Source organism: Aeromonas dhakensis, assembly GCF_002285935.1.
GTDB classification, from domain to species: domain Bacteria; phylum Pseudomonadota; class Gammaproteobacteria; order Enterobacterales; family Aeromonadaceae; genus Aeromonas; species Aeromonas dhakensis.
On the sequence record NZ_CP023141.1, the window covers coordinates 3,145,937 to 3,168,984 of the forward strand.

Consider the following 23,048-nt stretch of genomic DNA (forward strand, 5'->3'; position numbering starts at 1 on the left):
TAATACCTGTGGCCATTACCTCGCGCTAGGCTGTGATCCCCGATACGAGCAACCTCTGGCAGGACGCCAGAGGATGGTTGCCGGCGCTCCCGGGAGCGCACCGCTTTTGCTACCTGCGAGGAAGGAACCCGATGACAGAGCAGAACATCTATCAGCGCGATCTGGAAAAAAATCCCGCCAATTATGAGGCGCTGACCCCCATCAGCTTTCTGGGACGGGCCGCCCGGGTCTACCCCGACTATCCGGCGCTGATCCACGGCCCCCTGTGCCAGAGCTGGGCCCAGACCGAGCGACGCTGCCGCCAGCTGGCCTCGGCCCTTCGCCTGCGCGGCATCGGCGAGGGGGATACCGTCTCCATCGTCGCCCCCAATACCCCGGCCATGTTCGAGGCCCATTTCGGGGTGCCCATGAGCGGCGCCGTGCTCAACACCATCAACACCCGGCTCGATGCCGAGTCGATGGCCTTTATCTTCCAGCATGCCCAGAGCAAGGTGGTGCTGGTGGACCGGGAGTTTGGCGCCGTGGTGCGCAAGGCGCTGGCATTGATTGAACTCGCGCCGTTGCTCATCGCCATCGACGATCCCCTCTATCGGGAGGGGGAGCTGGTCAGCGAGCTCACCTATGAGGGGTTTCTTGCCGAGGGGAATGGGGATGAGCCCGGCTGGCTGCCGCAAGATGAGTGGCAGGCGATTTCGCTTAACTACACCTCCGGCACTACCGGCAACCCAAAGGGGGTGGTCTATCACCATCGCGGCGCCCACCTCAATGCAGTCAACAACGTGCTCTCCTGGGAGCTGCCCAAGCACAGCGTCTATCTCTGGACCTTGCCGATGTTTCACTGCAACGGTTGGTGCTTCCCCTGGACCCTGGCGGCGACGGCCGGGGTCAGCGTCTGCCTGCGCCATGTGCAGGCGGCAGCCATCTATGAGGCGCTGCACGAGCACAAGGTGACCCATTTTTGCGCCGCCCCCATCGTACTCAACATGCTCAACAACGCCGATCCGGCCCTCAAACGCGGGCTCGATCACCCCATCAAGGCGATGACGGCAGGGGCGGCGCCCCCCGCAACCGTGATCGCCGGCATGGAGGCGATGGGGATCGCCGTGACCCACGTCTACGGCCTCACTGAAACCTATGGTCCCTGCGTGCTGTGCGAGCCGCAAAGAAGCTGGCAGGGGCAAGATGCCACCACGTTGTCGCGTCTCAAGGCGCGCCAGGGGGTAGCCTCACCGCTGCAGGGGGAGATGCGGGTCATCAACCCGGTCAGCGGCGAGGCTGTCCCTCAGGATGGCAAGACCATGGGCGAAATCGTGCTGCGCGGCAATGTGGTGATGAAGGGCTATCTCAAGAACCCGGTCGCCAGCGCCGAGGCGATGGCGGAGGGGTGGTTTCGCAGCGGCGATCTGGCGGTGTGGCACCCGGACGGTTACGTGGAGATCAAGGACAGATCCAAGGACATCATCATCTCGGGCGGGGAGAACATCTCCAGCCTGGAGGTGGAAGATGTGCTCTATCGCCATCCCGATGTGGACGAGGTGGCGGTGATCGCCATGCCGGACGAGAAGTGGGGGGAGGTGCCCTGCGCCTTCGTCAAGCTCAAGGAGGGGCGCGAACTCAGCCAGGCCGAACTCATCGAGTTTTGCCGCGAACAGATGGCTCATTTCAAGGCCCCCAAGCGCATCATCTTTACCCCACTGCCGAAAACCTCCACCGGCAAGGTGCAGAAATTTATGCTGCGCCAGCAGCTGGGGTGACTCTGACGAGAGCGCCAAGTCAATCAACGGGCCTGCGGGCCCGTTTTGCTTTGTGAGATGCAGGAAGCAAGGTTTCGATGGTAGCGGTTGCCAGCCAACAATACGTGCCTTTCGGGCCCATCCCGGCTTACCATGCCGGTCATCTCCTGCCGGCCTGAGGATGCCCGTGAGAAAATCGGATCGACTGTTTCAATTGACCAACCTGCTGCGGGCTCACCAGCCTCTGACCGCCCGTGAGCTGGCAACGCGCCTGTGTGTCTCGGAGCGCACCATCTACCGCTATATGGACGACCTCTCTCTGGCTGGCATTCCCGTTTATGGTGAAGCCGGGCTGGGCTATCGGCTGAGCGAGGGGTTCGAGATGGCCCCCTTGCAGTTGAGCGCAGCCGAGCTGGAGGCCCTCATCACCGGGGTGAACCTGGTGGCGGTGCTGACCGGCAAGGGGATGGCCGATCCGGCCCGGGCCCTGCTCGCCAAGATAGAGGCCGCTTTGCCTGCACAGGGCACTCAGGTGGACTGCGACCCCGTGGTGCGGGTACCGGACTATCGCACGGCGCATCCGGTATACGCCCGCTGGGATCAGTTGCACGAGGCCATCACCGCCGGCCGCTGGCTGGAAATAGGTTATCAGGATGCCAAAGCCTGCAAGACGGGCCGCCACATCTATCCCCTCGGGCTCTTTTACTGGGGCGGATACTGGACGCTCGGCGCCTGGTGTGCGCTGCGTCAGGCCTACCGGGATTTCAGGGTGGATCGCATCGATACCCTGGCACAGTGCCGTCAGGGGGAAGGGGCACCTCTTGGCGTGACCCTGGCCGATTACCTCGCCCTGCGGCAGTCGGACGAGTTCACTCATGCGCGCAGTGGTGCCGAAACGGCAATTCAGGACTGACACAAGGCTGTCAGTAGCCCTTCGTTATGCTGTTTTCTCCAGACCATATACAACGGAGAGAACAAGATGATCATCAAGGGCGACATGCAAGGGGCAGGGGGCGTCGAGTTTGCCACTTTCAGGCTCAAGGAGGGGGTGACGGAGGCGGATTTGCTCGCCCTGGCACACAGGGTCGAGTCCGAATTTCTTGTCCAGCAGTCCGAGCTCATTGTGCACTGTCTGCTGCGCGGCGCCGACGGTGTCTATGCCGATCTGGTGATGGCCCCCAGCCAGTCACTGGTCGAAGCCTATTGCCAGCAGTGGTTGCACAATGCCGTGGCAGGGGAGTACCTGACTCTGCTGGATCCTGATTCGGTGAACATGAGCTTCTGGACCCGTATCGGCTGAAAGAGTGTGCGGCCTGCCGGCTCTCGTGCCGGTGCTGACCATTAAAGGAAACGGGCCCATCAGGGCCCGTTTGTGCTTCACCGGTTGGTCATCACTTGGTGTGGCGCTCATAAAGCCGCTGCACCACATCCTTCAAACCCAGTCCCTCGTTTTGCAGCAAGACGGTCAGGTGGTAGAGCAGATCGGCGGATTCGTTGATAAGTTCCTCCCGATCCTTGGCCATGGCGGCCAGCGCCACCTCCACACCCTCTTCACCCACCTTCTGGGCGATGCGCTTGGTGCCCTTGCCATAGAGGCTGGCGGTGTAGCTGGTGGCCGGATCCGCGCCTTTGCGTGCCGCCAGGATCTGCTCGAGCTCGGCCAGGAAGCCAAGGGGCGGCACGGGGTGGCCGTCGAAGCAGGAGGGATTGCCCAGATGGCAGGTGGGGCCGACGGGGTTGGCGGCGATCAGCAGGGAGTCCTGATCGCAGTCGGTGGTGATGGCGACCAGTTGGAGCACATGGCCCGAGCTCTCCCCCTTGGTCCAGAGGCGCTGCTTGCTGCGGCTGAAGAAGGTGACCTGGCCGGTCGCCAGGGTTTTTGCCAGGGCTTCCCGGGTCATAAAACCCTGCATCAGCACTTCGCCGCTGGCGGCATGCTGGACGATGGCGGGGATCATGCCGTCACATTTCGCCCAGTCCAGGCGCTCAGCCAGCGATGCGTCGTTGTTTACTGCTTGATTATTCACGGATGGCGACTCCTTCGGTTTTCAGCCAGCGTTTCAGTTCGGGAATGGGGATAAGGCCTTTGTGGAACACGGAGGCGGCCAGCGCCCCGTCCACGTCGGCGAGAGTGAAGGCATCGCGAAAGTGCTCCATGGCACCGGCGCCGCCGGAGGCGATGAGCGGCACTTTGCAGACGGCGCGCACCAGCTTGAGCTGCTCGAGATCATAGCCCTGGCGCATGCCGTCCTGGTTCATCACGTTCAGCACGATTTCACCGGCGCCACGCTTTTGCGCCTCCTCGACCCAGTCGAGGGTATGCCAGGCGGTGGTGCGGGTGCGGCTCTCGTCGCCGGTAAACTGCTTGACCTGATAGTGGCCGCTCTGCGCATCAAAATAGGAGTCGATGCCCACCACCACGCACTGCACGCCGAAGCGCTCGGCCAGTCGGGTGATGAGGGTGGGATCGGCCAGCGCCGGCGAGTTGATGGAAACCTTGTCGGCCCCGAATTCCAGGATCTGGCGGGCATCCTCGACACTCTTGATGCCACCGGCGACGCAGAAGGGGATATCGATGACCTCGGCCACCCGGCTCACCCAGCTCTTGTCCACCACCCGCTCATCGCTCGAGGCGGTGATGTCGTAAAACACCAGCTCGTCGGCCCCCTCGCTGGCGTAGCGGCGGGCCAGCTCGACGATGCCACCCATCACCTCGTGATTACGAAACTGCACTCCCTTGACCACAACGCCATCTTTGACGTCGAGGCAGGGGATAATACGCTTTGACAACATGCTCGTTGCTCCATGTAAAGCACTGTTAAAACTAACGTTGTTGCCAACGGGCCTTGGGGCCCGGCGGCGAGTGAAAAAATGTCAATGGCATGCTTTAACAGCGGGTTCCTGTACGGGAGAAAAGACCGGATCCGGACGGTGTTTTCACGCGGGGGAACACCACTATATGCACGACTTTATTCAGTGATTCAACCCTTTATCCGCCCTGTTGGCCCCCTGGGATCCCTTGCTGCCATCGGGCTGGCGTGCCAGGGGTTCCCCATGAGCATCATCCGTTGCCAGCAGTGCCCGCAGAGTGAGCAGGGCCCCATCAAAGTCGAACACCTTGAGCTGACGGGCCAGCGTCTCGCCCTGAGTGCCCAGCGTGAGCATCAGGGGGGCGGCATACTGCTCGAACAGCGGCAGCACGGCGGTGTCGCTTTGCAGCAGCAGCTCTTCCATCTGACGCAGCAGCGGTTGTTGCCACTGGCCGCCAAGGGGGGCCGAGGTGGCGGGGACCAGGCGCTCCTCCTCTCCCAGCAGGTTGAGCAGCTCAGAGAGGTGGCGCTCGATGGGCATCATCAGCTCGGCCGGGGCCAGGTTCCCTTTGGCAAGGGCCTGCTCCAGCTGCTGACAGAGCGCGGCCAGCTCGACCAGCCCCAGGGTGCTGGCCACCCCGCGCAAGGTGTGAACCAGCCGGGTGGCGGCGGGCTTGTCACCGGTTTGCAGCTGAGCGGCCAGCTGCTGCATGTCCAGACTGTGTTCACTGGCGAAGTGGCGCAGCAGGGTCACGTACTTGTTCTGGTTGCCCTGCAACACCGCCAGCCCCTGTTGCAGGTCGAGCCCGGGCACCCCTTGCAGGCGGGCGAGGGGGCCGATCAGCAGATCGTTGGCCCGGCGCTGATAACCAGGTTTGGCGGCTGAGCTGTTGGGCAGCCACTGTTGCAGCGCTGCAAACAGGCGGGTCGGGGTGACCGGTTTGGCGATGAAGTCGTTCATGCCGGCGGACTCGCAGGCCCTTCTGTCCTCTTCGAAGGCGCTGGCGGTGAGCGCCAGAATGGGCACCTTGTCCCAGCCCGGCAGCGCCCGGATGGCGCGGGTGGCGCTGTAGCCATCCATCAGCGGCATCTGTATGTCCATCAGGATGAGATCGAAGGGGTGCTGACTGACGCGCGCCAGCGCCTCCTGGCCGTTCACCGCCGTCTCTATGACCAGGCCGCTGTTGCCGAGCAGCTCCAGCACCACCTCGCGGTTGATGGCGTTGTCCTCCACCAGCAGCACCCTGGCATGGTTGGCGAAAAAGAGGGCCTGCTGCACCGTCTGCTCCAGCCGGGCGGGCTGTTGCGGCTCGCCCTGGCCTGCCGAGAGGCGGGCGGTAAACCAGAAGCAGCTGCCCTTGCCGAGGGTGCTGCTGACCCCCACATCCCCGCCCATCAGTGTGGCAAGCCGGCTGGTGATGGCGAGCCCCAGCCCGGTGCCGCCATATTTGCGGGTGGTGGAGACGTCCGCCTGCTCGAAGGCCTGGAACAGCTTCTCGGTCTGTTCCGGGCTGATGCCGATGCCGGTGTCCTCCACCTCGAAGCGCAGCAGATAGTCGCTGCCAAGCTGGCGCTCCGGTCGTACCCGCAGGGTGACCGAGCCCTGTTCGGTGAACTTGATGGCGTTGGCCGTGTAGTTGAGCAGCGCCTGGCGCAGACGGGTGATGTCGCCGTGCACCCAGGCCGGGGTGTCGCCGATGTCGACTATGAGCTCCGGTCGTACCCGCAGGGTGACCGAGCCCTGTTCGGTGAACTTGATGGCGTTGGCCGTGTAGTTGAGCAGCGCCTGGCGCAGACGGGTGATGTCGCCGTGCACCCAGGCCGGGGTGTCGCCGATGTCGACTATGATGGTGAGCCCCTTGGCGCGGGCCTGCTCGCTCATCAGGGCGCTGACGTTGTCCAGCATGGCGGTGAGGGAGAAGTCGCTCTGCTCCAGCGCCATCTTGCCGGCATCGATTTTGGAGAGATCCAGAATGTCGTTGATGATGGTGAGCAGGTGTTGGGCGGCGTTGTCGATCTTTTCCAGCCGCTCCTGCTGGGTGTGATCCGGCGTGTCGCGCTTGAGCAGATAGGTGAGCCCCAGAATGGCGTTCATGGGGGTGCGGATCTCGTGGCTCATGTTGGCCAGAAACGCACTCTTGGCGCGGTTGGCGCTCTCCGCCCGCTGATGGGCCTGGGCCAGTTGCAGGGTGCGCTCGTCAACCATCTCCTCCAGGTGATAGCGGTATTGATCCAGCTCCTCGCCGAGCTGCTTCTTCTCGGTAATGTCGGCCTGTACCGTCACGTAGTGGGTCACGACCCCGTTCTCCTGGCGGATGGGGGAGACGGTGGCCAGCACATGATAGTGGGAGCCGTCCTTGCGCTTGTTGATGAACTCGCCGTGCCAGCGCTGGCCGTGCTTGATGGCGTCCCACAGGGCAATATAGGTGGCCCTGGGGGTGAGGCCGGAGCGCAGCAGGGTCGGGGTCTGGCCGATCACTTCGCTCTGCTGGTAGCCGCTGGTGGTCAGGAAGGCGACGTTGACATACTCGATGCGGGCCTGGGTATCGGTGATGAAGACGCCGTCCGGGCTCTGCTCCAGCGCGAGCGACAGCTGGCGCAGCTGCTGCTCGGCCAGTTTGCGCTCTGTGATGTCCAGATGGATGCCGAGCAGGCGCAGCGGGCGCTGCTGGGCATCCCGATAGACGCTGCCCTTGCTGCTGAGCCAGCGCACCTCGCCGTTGGGCAGCAGGATCCGGAACTCGAGCTCCACCGGCTTGCCGCCGGCGGGGAGGTCTGCCAGCAGCTTGTCGATCCGTGGCTTGTCGTCCGGGTGCAGGCAGCGTTGCCAGGTGTGGATCTCGCTGAGTTGCTCGGCGCTGCGGCCATAGAGGCGGGCGCACTCGGGGGAGAAGTAGAGGCGACCGCTCTGGATGTTCCACTCCCAGATCCCGATGTGCGCCCCCTCCTGGGCCAGCAGCAACCGCTGTTCACTCTCGCGCAGGGCGCTGCTGGTGGTCTCGGCGCGGATGCGGGCGCTGATGGCGTCATCCATCAGATTGAGCGCCGCCAGTCGGGCACGGCGCTGGGTATCGAGCGCTATCTGCTGGTTGTGCAGCAACTGCTGCTCGGCCAGCTTGCGCTCCGTGATGTCCTGTACCGTGCCGTAAAGCTCGACTATGGTCCCCTCGCTGTCTCGAAGCGCCGCCCCCCGGGCGATGATCCAGGCGGGGTCGCCATGTTCGTGATACACCTCGGCATCGCACTCGTAGGGTTGACCATCCTGCAGGCAGCGCTCGACCGACTGGGCGATGGTTCGCCACCCCTCCTGGGTGAAATACTTCTTCACTTCGGGATAGATGGCAGGGGGCAGGGAGGGATCGCGGCCATAGATGCGGTAGATCTCCGGCGACCAGAAGTGGCTGTCATCGGCGATGTGCCAGCGCCAGTTGCCGATCTTGGCCAGGTGCTGGGATTCACGCAGGATCCCCTCGTTGCGGCGCAGGGCCTCCTCCGCCTCCTTGCGCTGCTGGTTGTCCTCGATCACCGAGATGAAGTAGTCGGGCTCCCCCTTGAGGTTTTTGACCAGCGCCACCGTCAGGGTGATCCAGAGGATCTCGCCCCCCTTGCGCAGGTAACGCTTCTCCAGAGTGTACTGCTGGCGTTCGCCGGCCAGCATCTGGGTCACATAGGTCTGGTCGATGAAGAGATCGTCCGGGTGGGTGATCTGCTGAAAGGTCATTCCCATCAGCTCGTCGGCCTGATAGCCCACCATGTCGCACAGCCGCTGGTTGACCCGCAGCCACTTGCCGTCGGGGGCGACCAGGGCAATGCCGACCGCCGCCTGTTCGAAGGTGGCTTGGAAGCGGGTTTCACTCTGTTGCAGACGGGACTGGATGCTGGCCAGCTCTTGCCAACGCTGGGTCTCCCGGCTGCGGGAGTGGTGCACCGCGGCGCTCAGCAGGCTGATGAGGATGCCGTTGACCTCCAGAATGCCCCACTGCACCAGATCCTGGCCGGAGCCGATGCGCAGCTCGTGGACCGGGAGCAACACGAAGTAGGCCGTGAGCAGGCCGCTCATCAGGGTGCAGAGCAGACCGGGCAACAGCCCCCCCAGCAGGGCACAGACGATGATGGGCAGCATGAACAGCACCAGCAGGGGGCGCTCGCCAAAGGCGATGGGCAGCTGGACCCGGATCTGCAGCATCAGGACGGGCAGCAGCAGTGCCAGCAGGCAGACGCCCCAGCGCTGTTTGGTGGGGCGAAGATGCCACAGCGAAGACCAGTTCATCATAGGGACTCTTCCGGCGGAGTGGGGGCCTGCGGGTAGGGGGGCTGCTCTCCGAGCTGGAGCGACAACTCATTGATCTTGTGCTTGAGGGCCAGCATGGCGAGCTCCCTGTCCACCATCACCTTGTTGAACCGCTCCAGCTCGTTGTTTTGCTGGCGCAGTTCGCTCGCCTGACGGGTCAGGGCCTGTTCGACCTGCTCCCGCTCCGTGATGTCCAGCAAGAGGCCGAGCACGGCGGGCTGGCCACGGTAGTCGACGCGCCGGCCGTACAGCTCCATCTCGATGTTCTGGTGATCGTGATGCAGGGCGGTGAAGCGGGTGTGGATCTCGCTGTCTTCCTGCTCGCAGCGCTGCAGCTGTTCGGCCACTCTGGCGCTGTCCTTGGCACTGGCCAGGGCTGGCAGGGAGCCAATCTTCAGCAGCGCCGCGGTCGAGCCGTAGCCGAACAGGCGGGCAAAACCTGGGTTGATGTAGCAGAGTTGACCCTGCTGGATGATGTAGATGCCGGCCAGGGATTGCTCCACCAGGGCGCGGAACAGCCCTTCACGCTCGCGCAGGCCCGCCTCTGCCCGCTTGAAGTCGGTGATGTCGCGGGAGATGCCAAAAATACCGATCACCTCGCCATCGCTGCCCTGCAGCGGCCCCTTGGTGGCGAGAAACACCCGCTCGCCGCCTGGCAGGGTCAGATACTCCTCCTGGGTCTGCACCCGGTTGCTGGCAATCACCTGGCGGCCAATCTCCATCAGCATGCGCGCCTGATCGGGAGGAAAGATGGCCGTGTCATCCTGGCCCAGCATCTCGCTGGCCGACTTGCCGACGAACTGGCTGGCTGCCCGGTTGAACAGGATGTACTTGCCCTCCAGATCCTTGGCGAAGATGGCGTCTTCCGAGCTGTCGGCGATGGCGGAGAGCAGTTGCAGCGCCTGCAGCCGGCCGGCCTGGGACTGGCGAACCTGCTCGGCCATCTGCAGCCGGGTGTGCTGGCGCAGCAGCACTATGCCCGCATTGGTAATGAAGAGGGCAAGCAGGCCGATGAGCCCGATCCAGATGCTCTCTTTCAATACCGCGCGGTTGAGCTCTGCCTCGTCTATCTTGGCCAGCAGGTACCAGTCGGTGCCCAGCACCGGACGGGCGGTGCCAAACACCGGCACGTTGCGATAGTCCCGGCCAAAGAAGATCGCTTTGTCCTGGGCGTCGTGATCATGGCGCAGGTACTGGGCCGCCAGCAGCTTCTTGCTGCTGGCCGGCAACTGCAGGGTGAGGGCCGAGTCCGGACGATAGCGGACGTCATTGATGAACTGGATCTGCTCGCCGTTGCGGCGAAACAGCAGGGCCTCGCCGCTGCTGTTCGGCACCGGCCAGGTCTTGAGAATGCTGTTGAGGGGCTCGCTGCTGCTGATCTGCAGCACGATCAGGGGGGGCTTGCCGTCGGTCACCGGCAGGGGAGCGACGAAATCGAGCCGGGCATGCCCTTGCTCGTCCAGGTAGGGGCCCACCCGGGTGATGCGCCCGGCGCTGACACTGGCCAGGGCATTGCGCAGCGCGCGGTTGAGACCGCTGGCCCCCTGCGTCTGCCACAGCACCTCGCCACTCGGCGCCAGCACGGTGGCGGCGCTGAAACGGCGGATGGAGAGAAACTCATCGAGCCTGGCCATCAGGTCGGCCTGGCCGGCATGGCTGGTCTGGGCTTCGCGATAGAGGGCGCCATAGAGCGGGTTTTCGAGCAGTATGTGGGCGTCGAATTCGCGGGAGTTGAGCCACTCGGTGATGCGCTTGCCTTTGAGGTCGGCGATGGTCTCGAGCCGGGTCGCCTCCTTGTCCTGGGTCAGATTGATGTTCTGGGCGATGGCCATGGCGGTCAGGGCGATGATGAGGCCATTGAACAGCACGAAGGGAAGCAGTTGGCGCCTCGATGGCGTGCTGCTGACGGTGGGCTGATCGATGCGCCGGCGCAGCATGGTGTAGAGCAGGGTGGCGGTGATGACAATGAACAGCCACCCCTTGATGGTACTGGCCAGTGCAAATTGCGCCGGGGTGCTGAACAGCCACTCCACCGCCTTGTCGGAGAGCAGGATCCACAGGCTCGCCACGGCGGCATAGGTGAGCACCACATTGAGCACATGGGCCCGGGTCAAGGGCGGCCGCTCAGCCATGAGGGACCTCGTTGTCGTCCTTGTATCGCTCGGCGATGGCGATGAACTCGTCGAAGTGGCTGTCAAAGGCGGTCACCACGTCCGGGTCGAAATGCTGGCCGCTGCCGGAGAGGATCAGGGCGCGCGCCTCGTCATAGGGCATGGCCGCCTTGTAGACCCGCACGTTGATGAGGGCGTCGAACACGTCCGCCAGCGCCATCAAGCGGGCCGAGAGTGGAATGGCGTCTCCCTTCAGACCGTCCGGATAGCCGCTGCCGTCCCACTTCTCGTGGTGCCAGTGGGCGATCTCCTTGGCCAGGGTGAGAAACACCAGCGGCTGATCGATGTCCCGTTCTGCCTCCTCGATGGCATCGCTGCCGAGCTTGGCGTGGGTGCGCATGATCTGCCACTCCTCTGGCGTCAGCTTGCCCGGTTTTAGCAGGATCTGATCAGGTATGCCCACCTTGCCGATGTCGTGCAGCGGGGCCGAGCGGCTCAGCAGGTCGATGTAGCGGGGGGTCAGGGTCTCGGCAAAGCGGGGATGGGTCGACAGCGCGCTGGCCAGCTGCCTGACATAGCCCTGGGTGCGCAGGATGTGATTGCCGGTTTCGGGATCGCGGATCTCCGCCAGATGGGCGAGGGCGCGGATGGAGACCTGCTGGGTCAGATCATTTTCCGCCATGCGCCGTGCCACTTCGGCCTCCAGCGCGGCATTCTGGTGCTGCAGACCGTCGCGGGCCTGCTTGGCCTCCAGCTGGGTGCGTACCCTGGCCTGGACGATGGCGGGTTTGATGGGTTTGGTGATGTAGTCGGCGGCTCCCAGCGACAGGCCGTACTCTTCGCTCTGGGGATCGGCGAGGGCGGTGAGCAACACGACCGGGATGCGGCTGGTTTGCCCGTTGAGACGCAACTGCTTGAGCACCTCGTAGCCGTCCATGCCAGGCATCATCACATCCAGCAGAATGAGGTCCGGTGTGATCTTGCCGGTGGCGATGCGCAGGCACTTCTCTCCACTCTGGGCCGCGAGCACCCGATAGGTGGAGGAGAGCAGGTCGGTCAGCACCATCAGATTCTCGGGGGAATCGTCGACAATCAGGATGGTGGCGGAGTGAGATGTAAACATAGATCCTCCGTGACGTTGTCTCAGTGAGTTCGAGTATAGAGTCAATTGTTACCAAGCAATAAGGACTTACCCCGATTTACCCCTTGCTGGAGAGGGCCCACAGGCGGGCCTTCACCAGTCAACGTCAGGAGGTTGTCTGCTGTGGCGGGATCAGCCGGCGCTGCCGTGACTGCCCCAGCAGGCGATGGCGTCCCCCACCGAGAACTTGCCCTCCAGCAGGGCGCGACCGAGGATGATCCCCTTGACCCCGGAGCCCTTGAGCGCCTCGATATCCTCGATGCCGCCAATGCCGCCGGAGGCCTGGAAACCGACGCTCGGGTAGCGGGCGCAGAGATCCCGGTAGAGCTCGACGTTGGTACCGGCCAGGGTGCCGTCACGGCTGATGTCGGTGCAGAGCACGTGCTTGAGCCCGGCGGGCAGGAAGCGCTCGATCAACGCCTCTATGGTTACCCCGCTGTTCTCCTGCCAGCCGGCTACCGCGATGTGACGGTTGCCCTGGGCGTCGATATTGACGTCCAGCGCCAGCACGATGCGCTCGGGGCCGTATTTCTCCATCCAGCTGGCCACCAGATCCGGCGATTTGACGGCGGTGGAGCCGATCACTACCCGACTGGCGCCGGCGGCCAGCAGATCCGCCACATCCTGCTCGCTGCGCACGCCGCCCCCCACCTGCACCGGCGCCTCGGTGGCCGACAGCAGCTGGGCGATGAGGGGGAGCTGGCGCGCCTTGGCATCCTTGGCACCGTCCAGATCCACCAGGTGCAGCTGCACCGCCCCCTGGGAGACATATTCATCGAAGCGGGCCTGCGGGCTGTCGCTGTAGGCGGTCTTCTGGCCGTAGTCGCCCTGATAGAGCCTCACGACTTGGCCGTTAATCAGATCAATGGCTGGGATAATCATCCTTGTTAAAGCTCCAGAAAGTTTTGCAGTAGGCGGGCACCGGCAGCGCCGGAGCGCTCCGGGTGGAATTGGGCGCCAAAGCAGTTGTCACGACCGACGATGGCGGTAAACGGCTGGCCGTAGTCGCAGGTGGCGATGGTGGCGTCGGTCACCTCCAGGGCGTAGGAGTGGACGAAGTAGAAGTAGCTGCCGCTCGGAATGCCCTTGAGCAGCGGGTGGCGCTCGTCGTGCTCCACCTGATTCCAGCCCATGTGAGGCAGGCGCAGGTTGCCCACCTCCATCAGCCGGATCTTGCCCGGGACTATGCCGAGGCAGTCGATAAGCCCGCCCTTGTCTTCGCCCTCACTCATGATCTCTTCGGAGGCTTCCGCCAGCATCTGCATGCCGAGACAAAAACCCAGCAGCGGCTGTTTGGCGGCGCGAATGAGTGGCACCAGATTGCGCTCGTTGAGGTTCTTCATGGCGGCCACGGCGGTGCCGACCCCGGGCAGGATCAGCTTGTCGGCCGCTTCGATGTCGGCCGCCTCGCGGGAGACCCGCGGTTGCACGCCGAGGCGCTCGAACGCCATCCTGACCGAGGCGAGGTTGGCACACCCCGTATCGATGATGACCAGCTTCTGCTTGTTCACTTCCATCACAGCACCCCCTTGCTGGAGGGGAGCTCGCTCCCTTCCACCCGAATGGCCTGGCGCAGGGCACGGCCAAAGCCCTTGAACAGCGCCTCCACCTGGTGGTGGGTGTTGCCGCTGCCCACCTTCATCTGCAATGTGATGGCCATGGCGTCCGAGAGGGAGCGAAAGAAGTGGGGCACCATCTCGGTGGCCATCTCACCCACGTTGTCGCGGCCAAAACCGCTCGGGCAGTCGAACACGAAGTAGGGGCGACCGCTCAAATCCAGCGCGGTGGCTACCTCCTGCTCGGTGAGCGGGGTCTCTTCATCCGCACGCGGGCGGCCATCGATCACCGCCTGCACCTCGTCCATCGCCAGCACGAAGCCGAAACGACCGATGCCGCGCTTGTTGCCAAGAGCCTGGCGCAGGGCCTGACCGAGCGCGAGGCCTACATCTTCCACCGTGTGGTGATCGTCGATGTGCAGATCGCCGCTGACCTTGAGCTTGAGCCTGAAACCGGCGTGGGTCGCTATCTGATCCAGCATGTGATCAAAGAAGCCGATGCCGGTTTCAATCTGGTTGCCGCCGCTCTTGTCTAAATCCACAGCCACCTGGATGCGGGTCTCCTTGGTATAGCGCTCCACCTCGGCAACTCGTCCTTTGGAGAGCAGCTGATCACGAATGGCGAGCCAGCCGTGATCTTGCGGGTGGTAGCGAATACCGCTGATGCCCATGTTCTCGGCAAGCTGCAGATCGGTCTGTCTGTCACCAATCACGAAGGAGTTGGCAAAGTCGATGCGACCCGAGGCGAGATACTCCTTCACCAGGCCGAGGTGGGGCTTGCGGCAGCTGCAGCCGTCGGTGGGGAAGTGAGGGCAGATCAGCACCTGCTCCCAGCTAACTCCTTGCGATTCGAACAGGTGCATCATCAGATCGTGGGGCGGCTGGAAGTTCTCCAGCGGCAGGCTGGCGGTGCCCAGCCCATCCTGGTTGGTCACCATCACCAGCACGTAACCGGCGGCCTGTAGCTCGCGCAGTACCGGGATCACCATGGGTTCGAAGCGCAGCTTGGCGAGGCTGTCCACCTGCTTGTCGGTCACCGGCTCTTCAATCAGGGTGCCGTCGCGGTCGATAAACAAAAACGGGGTCTTCATCGCTACATCCTTGTCTTACAAAGTGGGAGAGGGCAGGTCACGCAGCACGGCCAGCACGGCGTCCATCTCGCCCTGATAGCCGATGGTGACGCGAATGCTGTTGTCCAGGCCCGGCTTGCTGGAGAAGTCCCGCAAGATGATGCCGGCGGCCTTCATGGCGGCAAACACGCTGGCGCCATCCACAAAGCGCACCAGCACGAAGTTGCCCTTGTCCTCGAACACTTCCTTCACGCAGGCAAATCTTGCCAGCTCAGCCTTGAAGGCGGCCTTTTGCTTGTTGAGCTCCACCACGCGCTCGCGCATCAGCTCGAGCCCCATGGGGGAGAGGGCCTGGGCGGCTATCTGGGCGATGGGCTCGGGAATGGGATAAGGGGCGATCACCTTGGCCAGCATGGCGATCACCTCCGGGTTTGCCAGCGTAAAGCCGCAGCGGATCCCCGCCAGGGCAAAGGCCTTGGAGAGGGTGCGGGTCACCACCAGATTGGGGAAGCGAGCCAGCAGGTCCACCACGGAAGCCTCGGGGCAGAACTCGATATAGGCCTCGTCCACCACCACGATGGCGCGATCCTGCGCCTTCTCCAGCAGGGCGATGAGCCCGTCGCGACCTACCAGATCCCCGGTGGGGTTGTTGGGGGAGCAGAGGAACACCAGCTTCACGTCGCCGAGGCGATCGGCGATGGCGGGCCAGTCCGGCTGGCGGCTGGTGGTGAGCGGTTGCTCGACGATACCGACACCACAGGTCTCGGCGCTGATGGCGTACATGCCGTAGGTGGGGGGGCAGATGAGGATCTGATCCTGTCCCGCCTCGCAGAAGGTACGGATCAAGAGCTCGATGGCCTCGTCGGCGCCGCGGCTCACCAGTACCTGATCGGGATTGACCCCGGCGTAGGCGGCATACCCGTTCACCACCTCGGCCGGTTGGCACTCGGGGTAGCGGTTGAGACGACTCCCCTCGATGGTGAAGGGATAGGCCAGCGGGGCCTCGTTGGCGTTGAGCCAGACGTGGCCCTTGCCGCCGATGCGGCGGGCGGATTGATAGGGGGTGAGGGCCCGCACCACGCGGCGCGCCAAATTGGCAATGCTCATGACAAATCCTTCTGCTGTGCTGTTTGTTGGGGCGCGGCGGCCAGGGCGTTCAACCTGAGGGTGACGGCATTCTTGTGACCATCAAGCCCCTCGGCCTGGGCGATGCGCTCGACTATGGGACCAAGGCCCTGAATGCCGCGCTCGCTCAGCTCCTGCACCGTGTAGCGGCGCTGATAATCGGCGAGGCCAAGGCTCGAGCAGGTGCGGGCATAGCCGTAGGTGGGCAGAGTGTGGTTGGTGCCGCTGGCGTAATCGCCGACCGATTCCGGTGTCCATGCACCTAGGAAGATGGAGCCGGCATTCTCCAGCCGGTCCAGCAGCTCGCGCGGGGCGCGGGTTTGCACGATCAGGTGCTCCGGCGCGTAGGCGTTGGAGATGGCGCAGGCCTCGGCCAGATCGTCACAGAGGATCACCAGGCTTGAACCCAGCGCCTTGGCAGCGATGTCGCGCCGAGTCAGTTTGGCCAGCTGGCGCTTGATCTCGCCGTTGATGGCGTCGGCCAGCAGCGGTGAGGTGGTCACCAGCACCACCTGGCTGTCGGGGCCGTGCTCGGCCTGGGAGAGCAGATCCGCCGCCACGAAGGCCGGGTTGGCGCTCTCGTCGGCAATGACCAGCACCTCGGAGGGGCCGGCCGGCATGTCGATGGCGGCGCCGCGCCAGTCGCGCGACACCTGGCCCTTGGCTTCGGTCACATAGGCGTTGCCCGGGCCGAAGATCTTGTCCACCTTGGGGATCGTCTGCGTGCCGTAGGCCATGGCGGCGATGGCCTGGGCGCCGCCGATGGCGAACACCTTTTCGACCCCGCAGGCGCGGGCGGCAAACAGGATCTCGTCGCTGGCCGGGGACGGGGTGCAGAGCACCACTTCACGGCAACCGGCCAGGCGTGCCGGAATGGCCAGCATCATCACGGTGGAGGGGAGCGGCGCACTGCCGCCCGGCACATAGAGGCCGACCCGACTGATGGGCTGGGTGCGCAGTTCGCACACCACCCCGGGCTGGGTCTCGACCCGCACCACGGGTTGCGCTTGCGCGGCGTGGAAGGTGCGAATGTTGGCGATGGCCGCCTCGATGGCGCCCTTGATGTCGTCATCGAGGCGCTCGCAGGCGGCCTCGATTTCGGCATTGCTTACCTGCAGTTGCTGGCGCGGGGCACGTTCGAAACGCTGGCTCAGCTCGCGCAGGGCCTCATCGCCCCGGCTGCGTACCGAGCCGATGATCTCCCGTACCACGGCGCCGATGTCGGCTTCGTCACTCAGGGCGGGCCGGGTCAGCACGTCGGCCTGCTGGGCGGGGGAGAGGGTCTTCCAGATCAGGGTTTGCATGTGTCCATCCTTATTCCATCATCTTCTCGATGGGCAGCACCAGAATGGAGCTGGCACCCAGCGCCTTGAGCTGTTCCATGGTTTCCCAGAACAGGGTCTCGCTGGAGACGACGTGCAGCGCCACCTGATTGGTCTCGCCCGCCAGCTGCATGATGGTGGGACGTTCGGCGCCCGGCAGCAGATCGGTGATGGCGTCGAGCTTGTCCTTGTGGGCGTGCAGCATGATGTACTTGCTCTCGCGCGCCTGCTGCATCCCCTGAATGCGGGGCAGCAGGGTATCGATGATCTTCTGCTTGGCATCGGACAAGGGGTTGGGGGCCTGCACCAGTACCGCCTTGGAGCGGTAGATCACCTCCACCTCTTTGAGGCCGTTGGCCTCCAGGGTTGCGCCGGTGGAGACCAGATCGCAGATGGCATCGGCCAGGCCCGCGCGCGGTGCCACTTCCACCGACCCGCCCAGCATCACGCTCTTGAAGCCGAGCCCTTTCTCGTCGAAGAAGCGCTTGAGCAGCCCAGGGTAGGAGGTGGCGATGCGCTTGCCGGCTAGGCTCTCTGGCCCGGTGTAGTTGACGTCGTCCGGCACCGCCAGGGAGAGGCGGCAGCCGCCGAAGTCGAGCTGTTTGAGGGTCTTGACCGCAAAGGACTGGCCCTGGGAGGCACGGATGAGCTGCACCTCTTCCAGCACGTTTTCGCCGATGATGCCAAGGTCGACTACCCCTTCCATCACCAGCCCCGGGATGTCGTCATCGCGTACTCGCAGGATGTCGATGGGCATGTTCTCGACATGGGCGATGAGGCGCTGCTCGCGCAGGTTGATCTTGAGGCCGCAGCTCTTGAACAGGGCCTGGGAGTCCTGGCTCAGGCGACCGGATTTTTGCATGGCGATGCGCAGACGTTGTGTTTCCATTGCTCGATTTCCTTCTAGTCAAAAACGAAAAAACCCTCGGAAGTGGGTGCTTCCGAGGGTTTATGAATCTTGCGGTCCTTTTGGAAGTCACCAGTTAAGTGTCTTCCAGCAGTCAACCTCCTGAAAGACTATTCGGGATGATGGTGGTGGTGAGTCTTCAGGCTGGTGAACTGCATGTAATCAATCCTTTACAAATAAGATGTCGTAGTTGACGCCCGATTTAAACTACCTGCCTTGACGGAAAAAGCAACCGGAAAATGTGATTTGGTCGATTAAAGTTGAGAAAACGGTTTTATGGTCGATAACTAGACAAGGTGAGCCAGAGGAGGCGACATCATGCCCAGCCAGGACCTGTTATTCCCCATTCTGCCCAGGGCGCCGGCCGCGCCGAGCAGTGACGACATCAAGCGGGAAGTAACCCAGATCAGCCAGAAGCATCAGCTGCGCAAGACCAGTACCGACAACGGTGACTCCCAACAGCGCCAGCAGCCTTACCCCTCGGCCAAGCGTGATCAGGAAAAGCCTGAAGAGGACGATCACAAGCCGGATCCCGATCACCAGATCGATCTCTTCGTCTAGGGGCAGAAGTCAGTCCCGCTTTTGCCACCTTTTTGGCATAATGCCCCCTTTTGTTGCAGCGGGACGCCCCTTTGACCATCCAGACCCTGTTCAAGCCAGACGGCCCTCTGGCCAGCCATATCGACGGTTTTGTCGCCCGCGCCCCGCAACTGGAGATGGCCGAAGCGGTGGCAAGCGCCATCAAGTCACATGGTCGCTTGCTTGTGGAGGCGGGCACAGGTACCGGCAAAACTTACGCCTATCTGGTGCCGGCGCTGGAGTCCGGCAAGCGGGTGGTGATCAGCACCGGCTCCAAGAACCTGCAGGAGCAGCTCTTCTATCGAGACCTGCCGACCATCACCGGCGCACTCTCCTATACCCCGCCGGTGGCCCTGCTCAAGGGGCGCAGCAACTATCTTTGCATCGAGCGGATGAATCGGCTGCTCAGCGAATCCCACCTGCAAAAGCCCGAAGTGCTCAACGATCTGGTCAAGGTGAAGTCCTGGTCCACCGCCACCGACAACGGCGACGTGGGGGATATTCCAGGGCTGCAGGAGAACGCCGAGATCTTAGCGCACGTCACCAGCACCAATGAAAACTGCCTCGGCCGCGATTGCCCCTATTACGACGACTGCCATCTGGTGGTGGCCCGCCGCCGCGCCATGGATGCCCAGGTGGTGGTGATCAACCATCACCTCTTCTTCGCCGACATGGCGGTGAAAGACACCGGATTTGGCGAGCTGGTGCCAGAAGCGCAGGTCTATGTGTTTGACGAAGCGCACCAGCTGCCCGAGATCGCCACCAACTACTTCGGCAAGTCGGTGGGCAGCCGCACCATCCAGGATCTGGCGCAGGATATCCAGCTTGCCTATCGGGCCGAGGCCCACGACATGGGTCAGCTTGGCAAGGCGGCGGACAGGCTCGCCATCGCGAGCCAGGACTTGCGGCTCGCCTTCGGGGTGGACGGCGGTCGTGGCAACACCCGCGACATGTTGCGCCAACCGCTCTGGGGCCAGGCGCTGGCCCGCCTCAACGATGCACTCGGCCTGTGTTACGAGGTGCTGAAGCTGGCGCTGGGACGAGGGGAGCAGCTTGACCACTGTTTCGAGCGCATCAGCGAGCTGCGTACTCGCCTTGGCGAGGTGTTGGCGGTCAACCAGACCGGTTTCTCCTACTGGTATGATTGCTCGCGGCTCCATTTCACCCTCAATCTGACCCCGCTGTCGGTGGCCGAGCGCTTCGGCGCCGAGGTGCTGCGCCCCGAGGTGGCCTGGGTGTTTACCTCGGCCACGCTGACGGTGGACATGCGCTTTGATCACTTCAAGGCGGAGTTGGGGCTGGCCGGCAGCGCCGAGCTTATTCTCGACAGCCCGTTCGACTATGGCGAGCAGGCGCGCCTGTGTGTGCCGCGCTTCCTGCCCGAGCCCAATGCCTTTGGTCGGGGCGAGCAGCTGGCCAACCTGATGATCCCGCTCATCAACAAGACGCCGGGGGGCTGTTTCTTCCTCTGTACCAGTCATCAGGTGATGCGCCAGGTGGCCGAGGTGCTGCGCCGGGAGATCGGTCGCACCGTGTTGCTGCAGGGGGAGGACAACAAGCAGCGGCTGCTCAAGGAGTTCGTCGAGAATGGCCGCGCCGTGCTGGTGGCGACCAGCAGCTTCTGGGAGGGGATCGACGTGCGTGGCGCTGCGCTCTCCTGTGTTATCATCGACAAGCTGCCGTTTGCCAGCCCCGACGATCCGCTGCTGAAGGCGCGGGTGGATGATTGCAAGCTCAGGGGCGGTGATCCCTTCGCCGATATCCAGCTGCCCAAGGCGGTGATTGCCTTGAAGCAGGGGGTGGGGCGGCTCATTCGTGATCGCAGTGATCACGGCGTACTGGTCATCTGTGATCCCCGCATGGTCAACAAACCCTACGGCGCGACCTTTATCAAGAGCCTACCCGCGATTCCTCGGACCCGGGAGCTGGCCACCTTGGGCGGTTTTTTCGATCGCAAGAGCTGAATCTACCGAAGATGCTGCGCACCCGTGCACTGGCGAGGTGGTCACGCTACCGATAGGGGTCGAGGCGGCCCTCAATGCGCGCACCAGAATATGAAAACTGCTGGCAGAGCCTGCTTGCAGATTATGTAATTGACTGATTTTATAGAGATTGGAAAGCATGAACGAGTTGAAGATCCTGGCCGTAGATACCGCCACCGAAGCCTGCTCCGCCGCCTTGCTGGTGGGGGAGAAGGTATTCTCCCGCTGGGAAGAGGCGCCGCGGGATCACACCCGTAAAATCCTGCCCATGGTTCAGGCTGTGTTGGACGAGGCCGGGGTAACCTTGGACGAGCTCGATGCCATCGCCTTCGGCCGCGGTCCCGGCTCCTTTACCGGGGTACGGATCGGCATCGGCGTGGCACAGGGGCTGGCGCTGGGCGCAGGTGTACCGCTGATCGGTATCTCCACCCTGGCCGCCATGGCGCAGGGGGCTCATCGGCTGGACGGCGCCGAGCGGGTGTTGACCGCCATTGACGCGCGCATGGACGAGGTCTACTTCGGCCAATATGAGCTCATCGATGGCCGCATCCAGCTGGTGGGCGAAGAGATGGTGAGCGGCCCCGCCGCACTGGTGGCGTCCCGCGGCACGCTGCCGGGCAGCTTTACCCGCGTCGGTACCGGTTTTGAGACCTATGGTGAGACCCTCGCTGCGCTGGCCGACGAGCTGGTGGCGAGCCAGGTACGCTTCCCTGCGGCAGAGGACATGCTGCCGCTGGCCCGCAGCGCCTGGCTGGCCGGCGAGGCGGTGGCGGTCGAGCAGGCGACCCCGGTATATTTGCGTGACAAGGTGACCTGGAAGAAGCTGCCGGGTCGCGAATAAGGGCAGGAGTGGCAGACTTGTCGCTCATGCCGGTCGACACAGGCCCCATGCGGGCGGTTGAGAGGTCGGGCCCAGCCCGACTCAAGGAGAGTGACATGTTGAAGCGTGCAATGGTGATGGGGGCCGCAGGGCTCTTGCTCGGTGCCTGCAGCTCGGTCCCGCAAGAGCTGGCCTATGAGCCCGCCAACCAGCTGGTGGCCTACCAGCCGGCGCTTGCCGGCCTGGAAGGCAAGCCGGCCCGCTGGAGCGGCGTCATCTCGTCGGTACACAACAAGGCGGATCAGAGCGTCATCGAGGTGGTTTATCTGCCGCTCAAGTCCAACGGGGTGCCGGAGCAGACCGAACAGAGCCCGGGCCGTTTTCTGGCCATCATGCAGGGTTTTGTCGACCCGACCCTCTATGCCAAGGGGCGCAGCCTGACGGTGCTCGGCACCATAGCCCAGCCGGTGGACAGCCAGATTGGCGAGCACAAATACCGCTTCTCGGTGCTCAAGGTGACGGGCAGCAAGCTGTGGCCGCCGGTCAAGGAGGTGGAGGTTCGCTACATGGATCCCTACTTCTACGACCCCTTCTATGATCCCTACTGGCCGAGACGGCCGCTGCGCCGCTAGGAGCTAGGCATGAACACCTTGCTGCAAGAGCGCTTCCTGACCCTGGCCGACGGCCGCCGGGTTGCCTTGCTCGAGAGCCTGCCGGCGCAGGGGGACAAACCGCTGCTGCTTGCCCTGCATGGCTGGCTCGACAACAGCGCAAGCTTTGTGCCCCTGGCCCCCTATCTGACTCATTTTCACCTCGTCTGTGTCGATCTGCCGGGGCACGGTCGCTCGGATCACAAGAACACACCCTATGTCTTTGTCGACTGGCTGGACGATCTCTATCAGATCACCCAGGCGGCCGGCTGGTCGCGCTTTGCGCTGCTGGGTCACTCCCTCGGGGCGCTGATTGCCTCCGCCTATGCCGGGGTCTTCCCTGAGCAGGTGGAGCGGCTCATTCTGCTGGAGGGGCTCGGACCCCTCAGTCAGCCGGACGACGCCGTGCCGGAGCAGCTGCGCCGAGCCATCCTCAACCGCAGCCGAACCCGCGAGCGAGCCTCCCAGGGCTTTGCCTCCATCGACGAGGCGGTTGCGGCGCGTTGCAAGGTGGCGGACATCACCCCGAGTGCGGCACGCCTTATCTGCGAGCGGCAGCTGGAAGCCCGGGCAGGGCGCTGGCACTGGCGCAGCGATCCTCGTCTTAGGGATCTCTCCCCCATGCGCATGAGCGAGGGGCAGGCCCAGGCGCTGATCCGTGCCATTGCCTGTCCCGTGCTGTTTATCGCCGGCCGCGAGGGATTTGCCAGCCTGCAGGTACAGTGGGGAGAGCGTCATGCCGCCTTTACACGCATTGAACGGGTCGTTTTGGCGGGAAACCACCATTTTCATATGGAAAATTCGGCAGAGACCGCGGTTTGTATCGAAAAATTTTGTCAAATTCGGTAGAATCGACGGCTTTCAATAATTCCAGGTTTGTCTTCCCCCTCACATTTTTCTGTTGTTAATTCGCTGTTAATTGATGTTGCCCTATGTAAATATGGGCGGCAT

General features: G+C 63.5%; 19 protein-coding genes and 1 other annotated feature. Of the genes, 8 read left to right on the plus strand and 11 right to left on the minus strand.

Annotated features, from left to right (window positions below; translation table 11 throughout):
* The first annotated feature begins 131 nt into the window (after positions 1-131).
* From CK627_RS14700 to CK627_RS14710, 3 genes are all read left to right on the plus strand, one after another.
* The gene (locus CK627_RS14700; RefSeq protein WP_095592726.1) at positions 132-1,754 is read left to right on the plus strand and encodes an acyl-CoA synthetase; all 1,623 of its coding nucleotides are present in this window, start codon (positions 132-134) and stop codon (positions 1,752-1,754) included.
* A 193-nt stretch (positions 1,755-1,947) separates the two neighbouring features.
* Positions 1,948-2,646, plus strand: coding sequence for a helix-turn-helix transcriptional regulator (locus tag CK627_RS14705; RefSeq protein WP_095592727.1), 699 nt, complete (start codon positions 1,948-1,950; stop codon positions 2,644-2,646).
* Between the two features lie 66 nt (positions 2,647-2,712).
* Complete coding sequence (locus CK627_RS14710) at positions 2,713-3,033, plus strand: hypothetical protein (RefSeq protein ID WP_024941744.1); 321 nt, start codon at positions 2,713-2,715, stop codon at positions 3,031-3,033.
* Positions 3,034-3,124: 91 nt separating this feature from the next.
* Here CK627_RS14710 and hisIE read toward each other — a convergent pair whose 3' ends face one another.
* From hisIE to hisG, 11 genes are all read right to left on the minus strand, one after another.
* Positions 3,125-3,760, minus strand: coding sequence for a bifunctional phosphoribosyl-AMP cyclohydrolase/phosphoribosyl-ATP diphosphatase HisIE (gene hisIE / locus CK627_RS14715; protein ID WP_095592728.1), 636 nt, complete (start codon positions 3,758-3,760; stop codon positions 3,125-3,127).
* Complete coding sequence (gene hisF / locus CK627_RS14720; RefSeq protein ID WP_011706044.1) at positions 3,753-4,526, minus strand: imidazole glycerol phosphate synthase subunit HisF; 774 nt, start codon at positions 4,524-4,526, stop codon at positions 3,753-3,755. The genes hisIE and hisF overlap by 8 nt, the downstream gene beginning before the upstream one ends.
* A 180-nt stretch (positions 4,527-4,706) precedes the next feature.
* Positions 4,707-8,816 carry a PAS domain S-box protein gene (locus tag CK627_RS14725; protein WP_095592729.1) on the minus strand — a complete coding sequence of 1,370 codons (4,110 nt, stop codon included), beginning with the start codon at positions 8,814-8,816 and terminating at the stop codon, positions 4,707-4,709.
* A complete protein-coding gene (locus tag CK627_RS14730; protein ID WP_095592730.1) occupies positions 8,813-10,966 on the minus strand; it encodes a PAS domain-containing protein in 2,154 nt (717 codons plus the stop codon). Before CK627_RS14730 ends, CK627_RS14725 begins: the two co-directional genes overlap by 4 nt.
* Positions 10,959-12,068, minus strand: coding sequence for a response regulator (locus tag CK627_RS14735; RefSeq protein ID WP_019839794.1), 1,110 nt, complete (start codon positions 12,066-12,068; stop codon positions 10,959-10,961). The genes CK627_RS14730 and CK627_RS14735 overlap by 8 nt, the downstream gene beginning before the upstream one ends.
* 150 nt (positions 12,069-12,218) lie before the next feature.
* Positions 12,219-12,968: a 1-(5-phosphoribosyl)-5-[(5-phosphoribosylamino)methylideneamino]imidazole-4-carboxamide isomerase gene (hisA, locus tag CK627_RS14740; protein ID WP_017778983.1), complete on the minus strand. Its 750-nt coding sequence runs from the start codon at positions 12,966-12,968 to the stop codon at positions 12,219-12,221.
* Between the two features lie 5 nt (positions 12,969-12,973).
* Positions 12,974-13,603, minus strand: coding sequence for an imidazole glycerol phosphate synthase subunit HisH (gene hisH, locus CK627_RS14745; protein ID WP_095592731.1), 630 nt, complete (start codon positions 13,601-13,603; stop codon positions 12,974-12,976).
* Positions 13,603-14,733: a bifunctional histidinol-phosphatase/imidazoleglycerol-phosphate dehydratase HisB gene (gene hisB / locus CK627_RS14750; protein ID WP_095592732.1), complete on the minus strand. Its 1,131-nt coding sequence runs from the start codon at positions 14,731-14,733 to the stop codon at positions 13,603-13,605. Before hisB ends, hisH begins: the two co-directional genes overlap by 1 nt.
* Positions 14,734-14,748: 15 nt before the next feature.
* A complete protein-coding gene (gene hisC / locus CK627_RS14755) occupies positions 14,749-15,819 on the minus strand; it encodes a histidinol-phosphate transaminase (protein ID WP_095592733.1) in 1,071 nt (356 codons plus the stop codon).
* Positions 15,816-17,141 (minus strand): histidinol dehydrogenase, encoded by a 1,326-nt coding sequence (gene hisD / locus CK627_RS14760; RefSeq protein WP_095592734.1) that lies wholly within the window; start codon positions 17,139-17,141, stop codon positions 15,816-15,818. The genes hisC and hisD overlap by 4 nt, the downstream gene beginning before the upstream one ends.
* A gap of 10 nt (positions 17,142-17,151) precedes the next feature.
* Entirely contained in the window at positions 17,152-18,048 is an 897-nt protein-coding gene (hisG, locus tag CK627_RS14765; RefSeq protein WP_095592735.1) for an ATP phosphoribosyltransferase, read from the minus strand.
* A 24-nt stretch (positions 18,049-18,072) separates the two neighbouring features.
* Positions 18,073-18,201 (minus strand) — a sequence feature (His leader region).
* 183 nt (positions 18,202-18,384) lie between these two features.
* Here hisG and CK627_RS14770 point away from each other — a divergent pair.
* The 5 genes from CK627_RS14770 to CK627_RS14790 all read left to right on the plus strand — a co-directional run bounded on the left by CK627_RS14770 (position 18,385) and on the right by CK627_RS14790 (position 22,946).
* Positions 18,385-18,627: a hypothetical protein gene (locus tag CK627_RS14770; RefSeq protein WP_005301068.1), complete on the plus strand. Its 243-nt coding sequence runs from the start codon at positions 18,385-18,387 to the stop codon at positions 18,625-18,627.
* Positions 18,628-18,698: 71 nt separating this feature from the next.
* The gene (gene yoaA, locus CK627_RS14775) at positions 18,699-20,609 is read left to right on the plus strand and encodes a DNA repair helicase YoaA (protein WP_095592736.1); all 1,911 of its coding nucleotides are present in this window, start codon (positions 18,699-18,701) and stop codon (positions 20,607-20,609) included.
* A 157-nt stretch (positions 20,610-20,766) separates the two neighbouring features.
* Positions 20,767-21,468, plus strand: a complete 702-nt coding sequence (gene tsaB / locus CK627_RS14780) for a tRNA (adenosine(37)-N6)-threonylcarbamoyltransferase complex dimerization subunit type 1 TsaB (RefSeq protein WP_017784293.1) — start codon at positions 20,767-20,769, stop codon at positions 21,466-21,468.
* Between the two features lie 95 nt (positions 21,469-21,563).
* A complete protein-coding gene (locus CK627_RS14785; protein ID WP_010633940.1) occupies positions 21,564-22,079 on the plus strand; it encodes a Slp family lipoprotein in 516 nt (171 codons plus the stop codon).
* A 9-nt stretch (positions 22,080-22,088) separates the two neighbouring features.
* Positions 22,089-22,946, plus strand: a complete 858-nt coding sequence (locus CK627_RS14790; protein WP_167385362.1) for an alpha/beta fold hydrolase — start codon at positions 22,089-22,091, stop codon at positions 22,944-22,946.
* Positions 22,947-23,048: the final 102 nt, after the last annotated feature.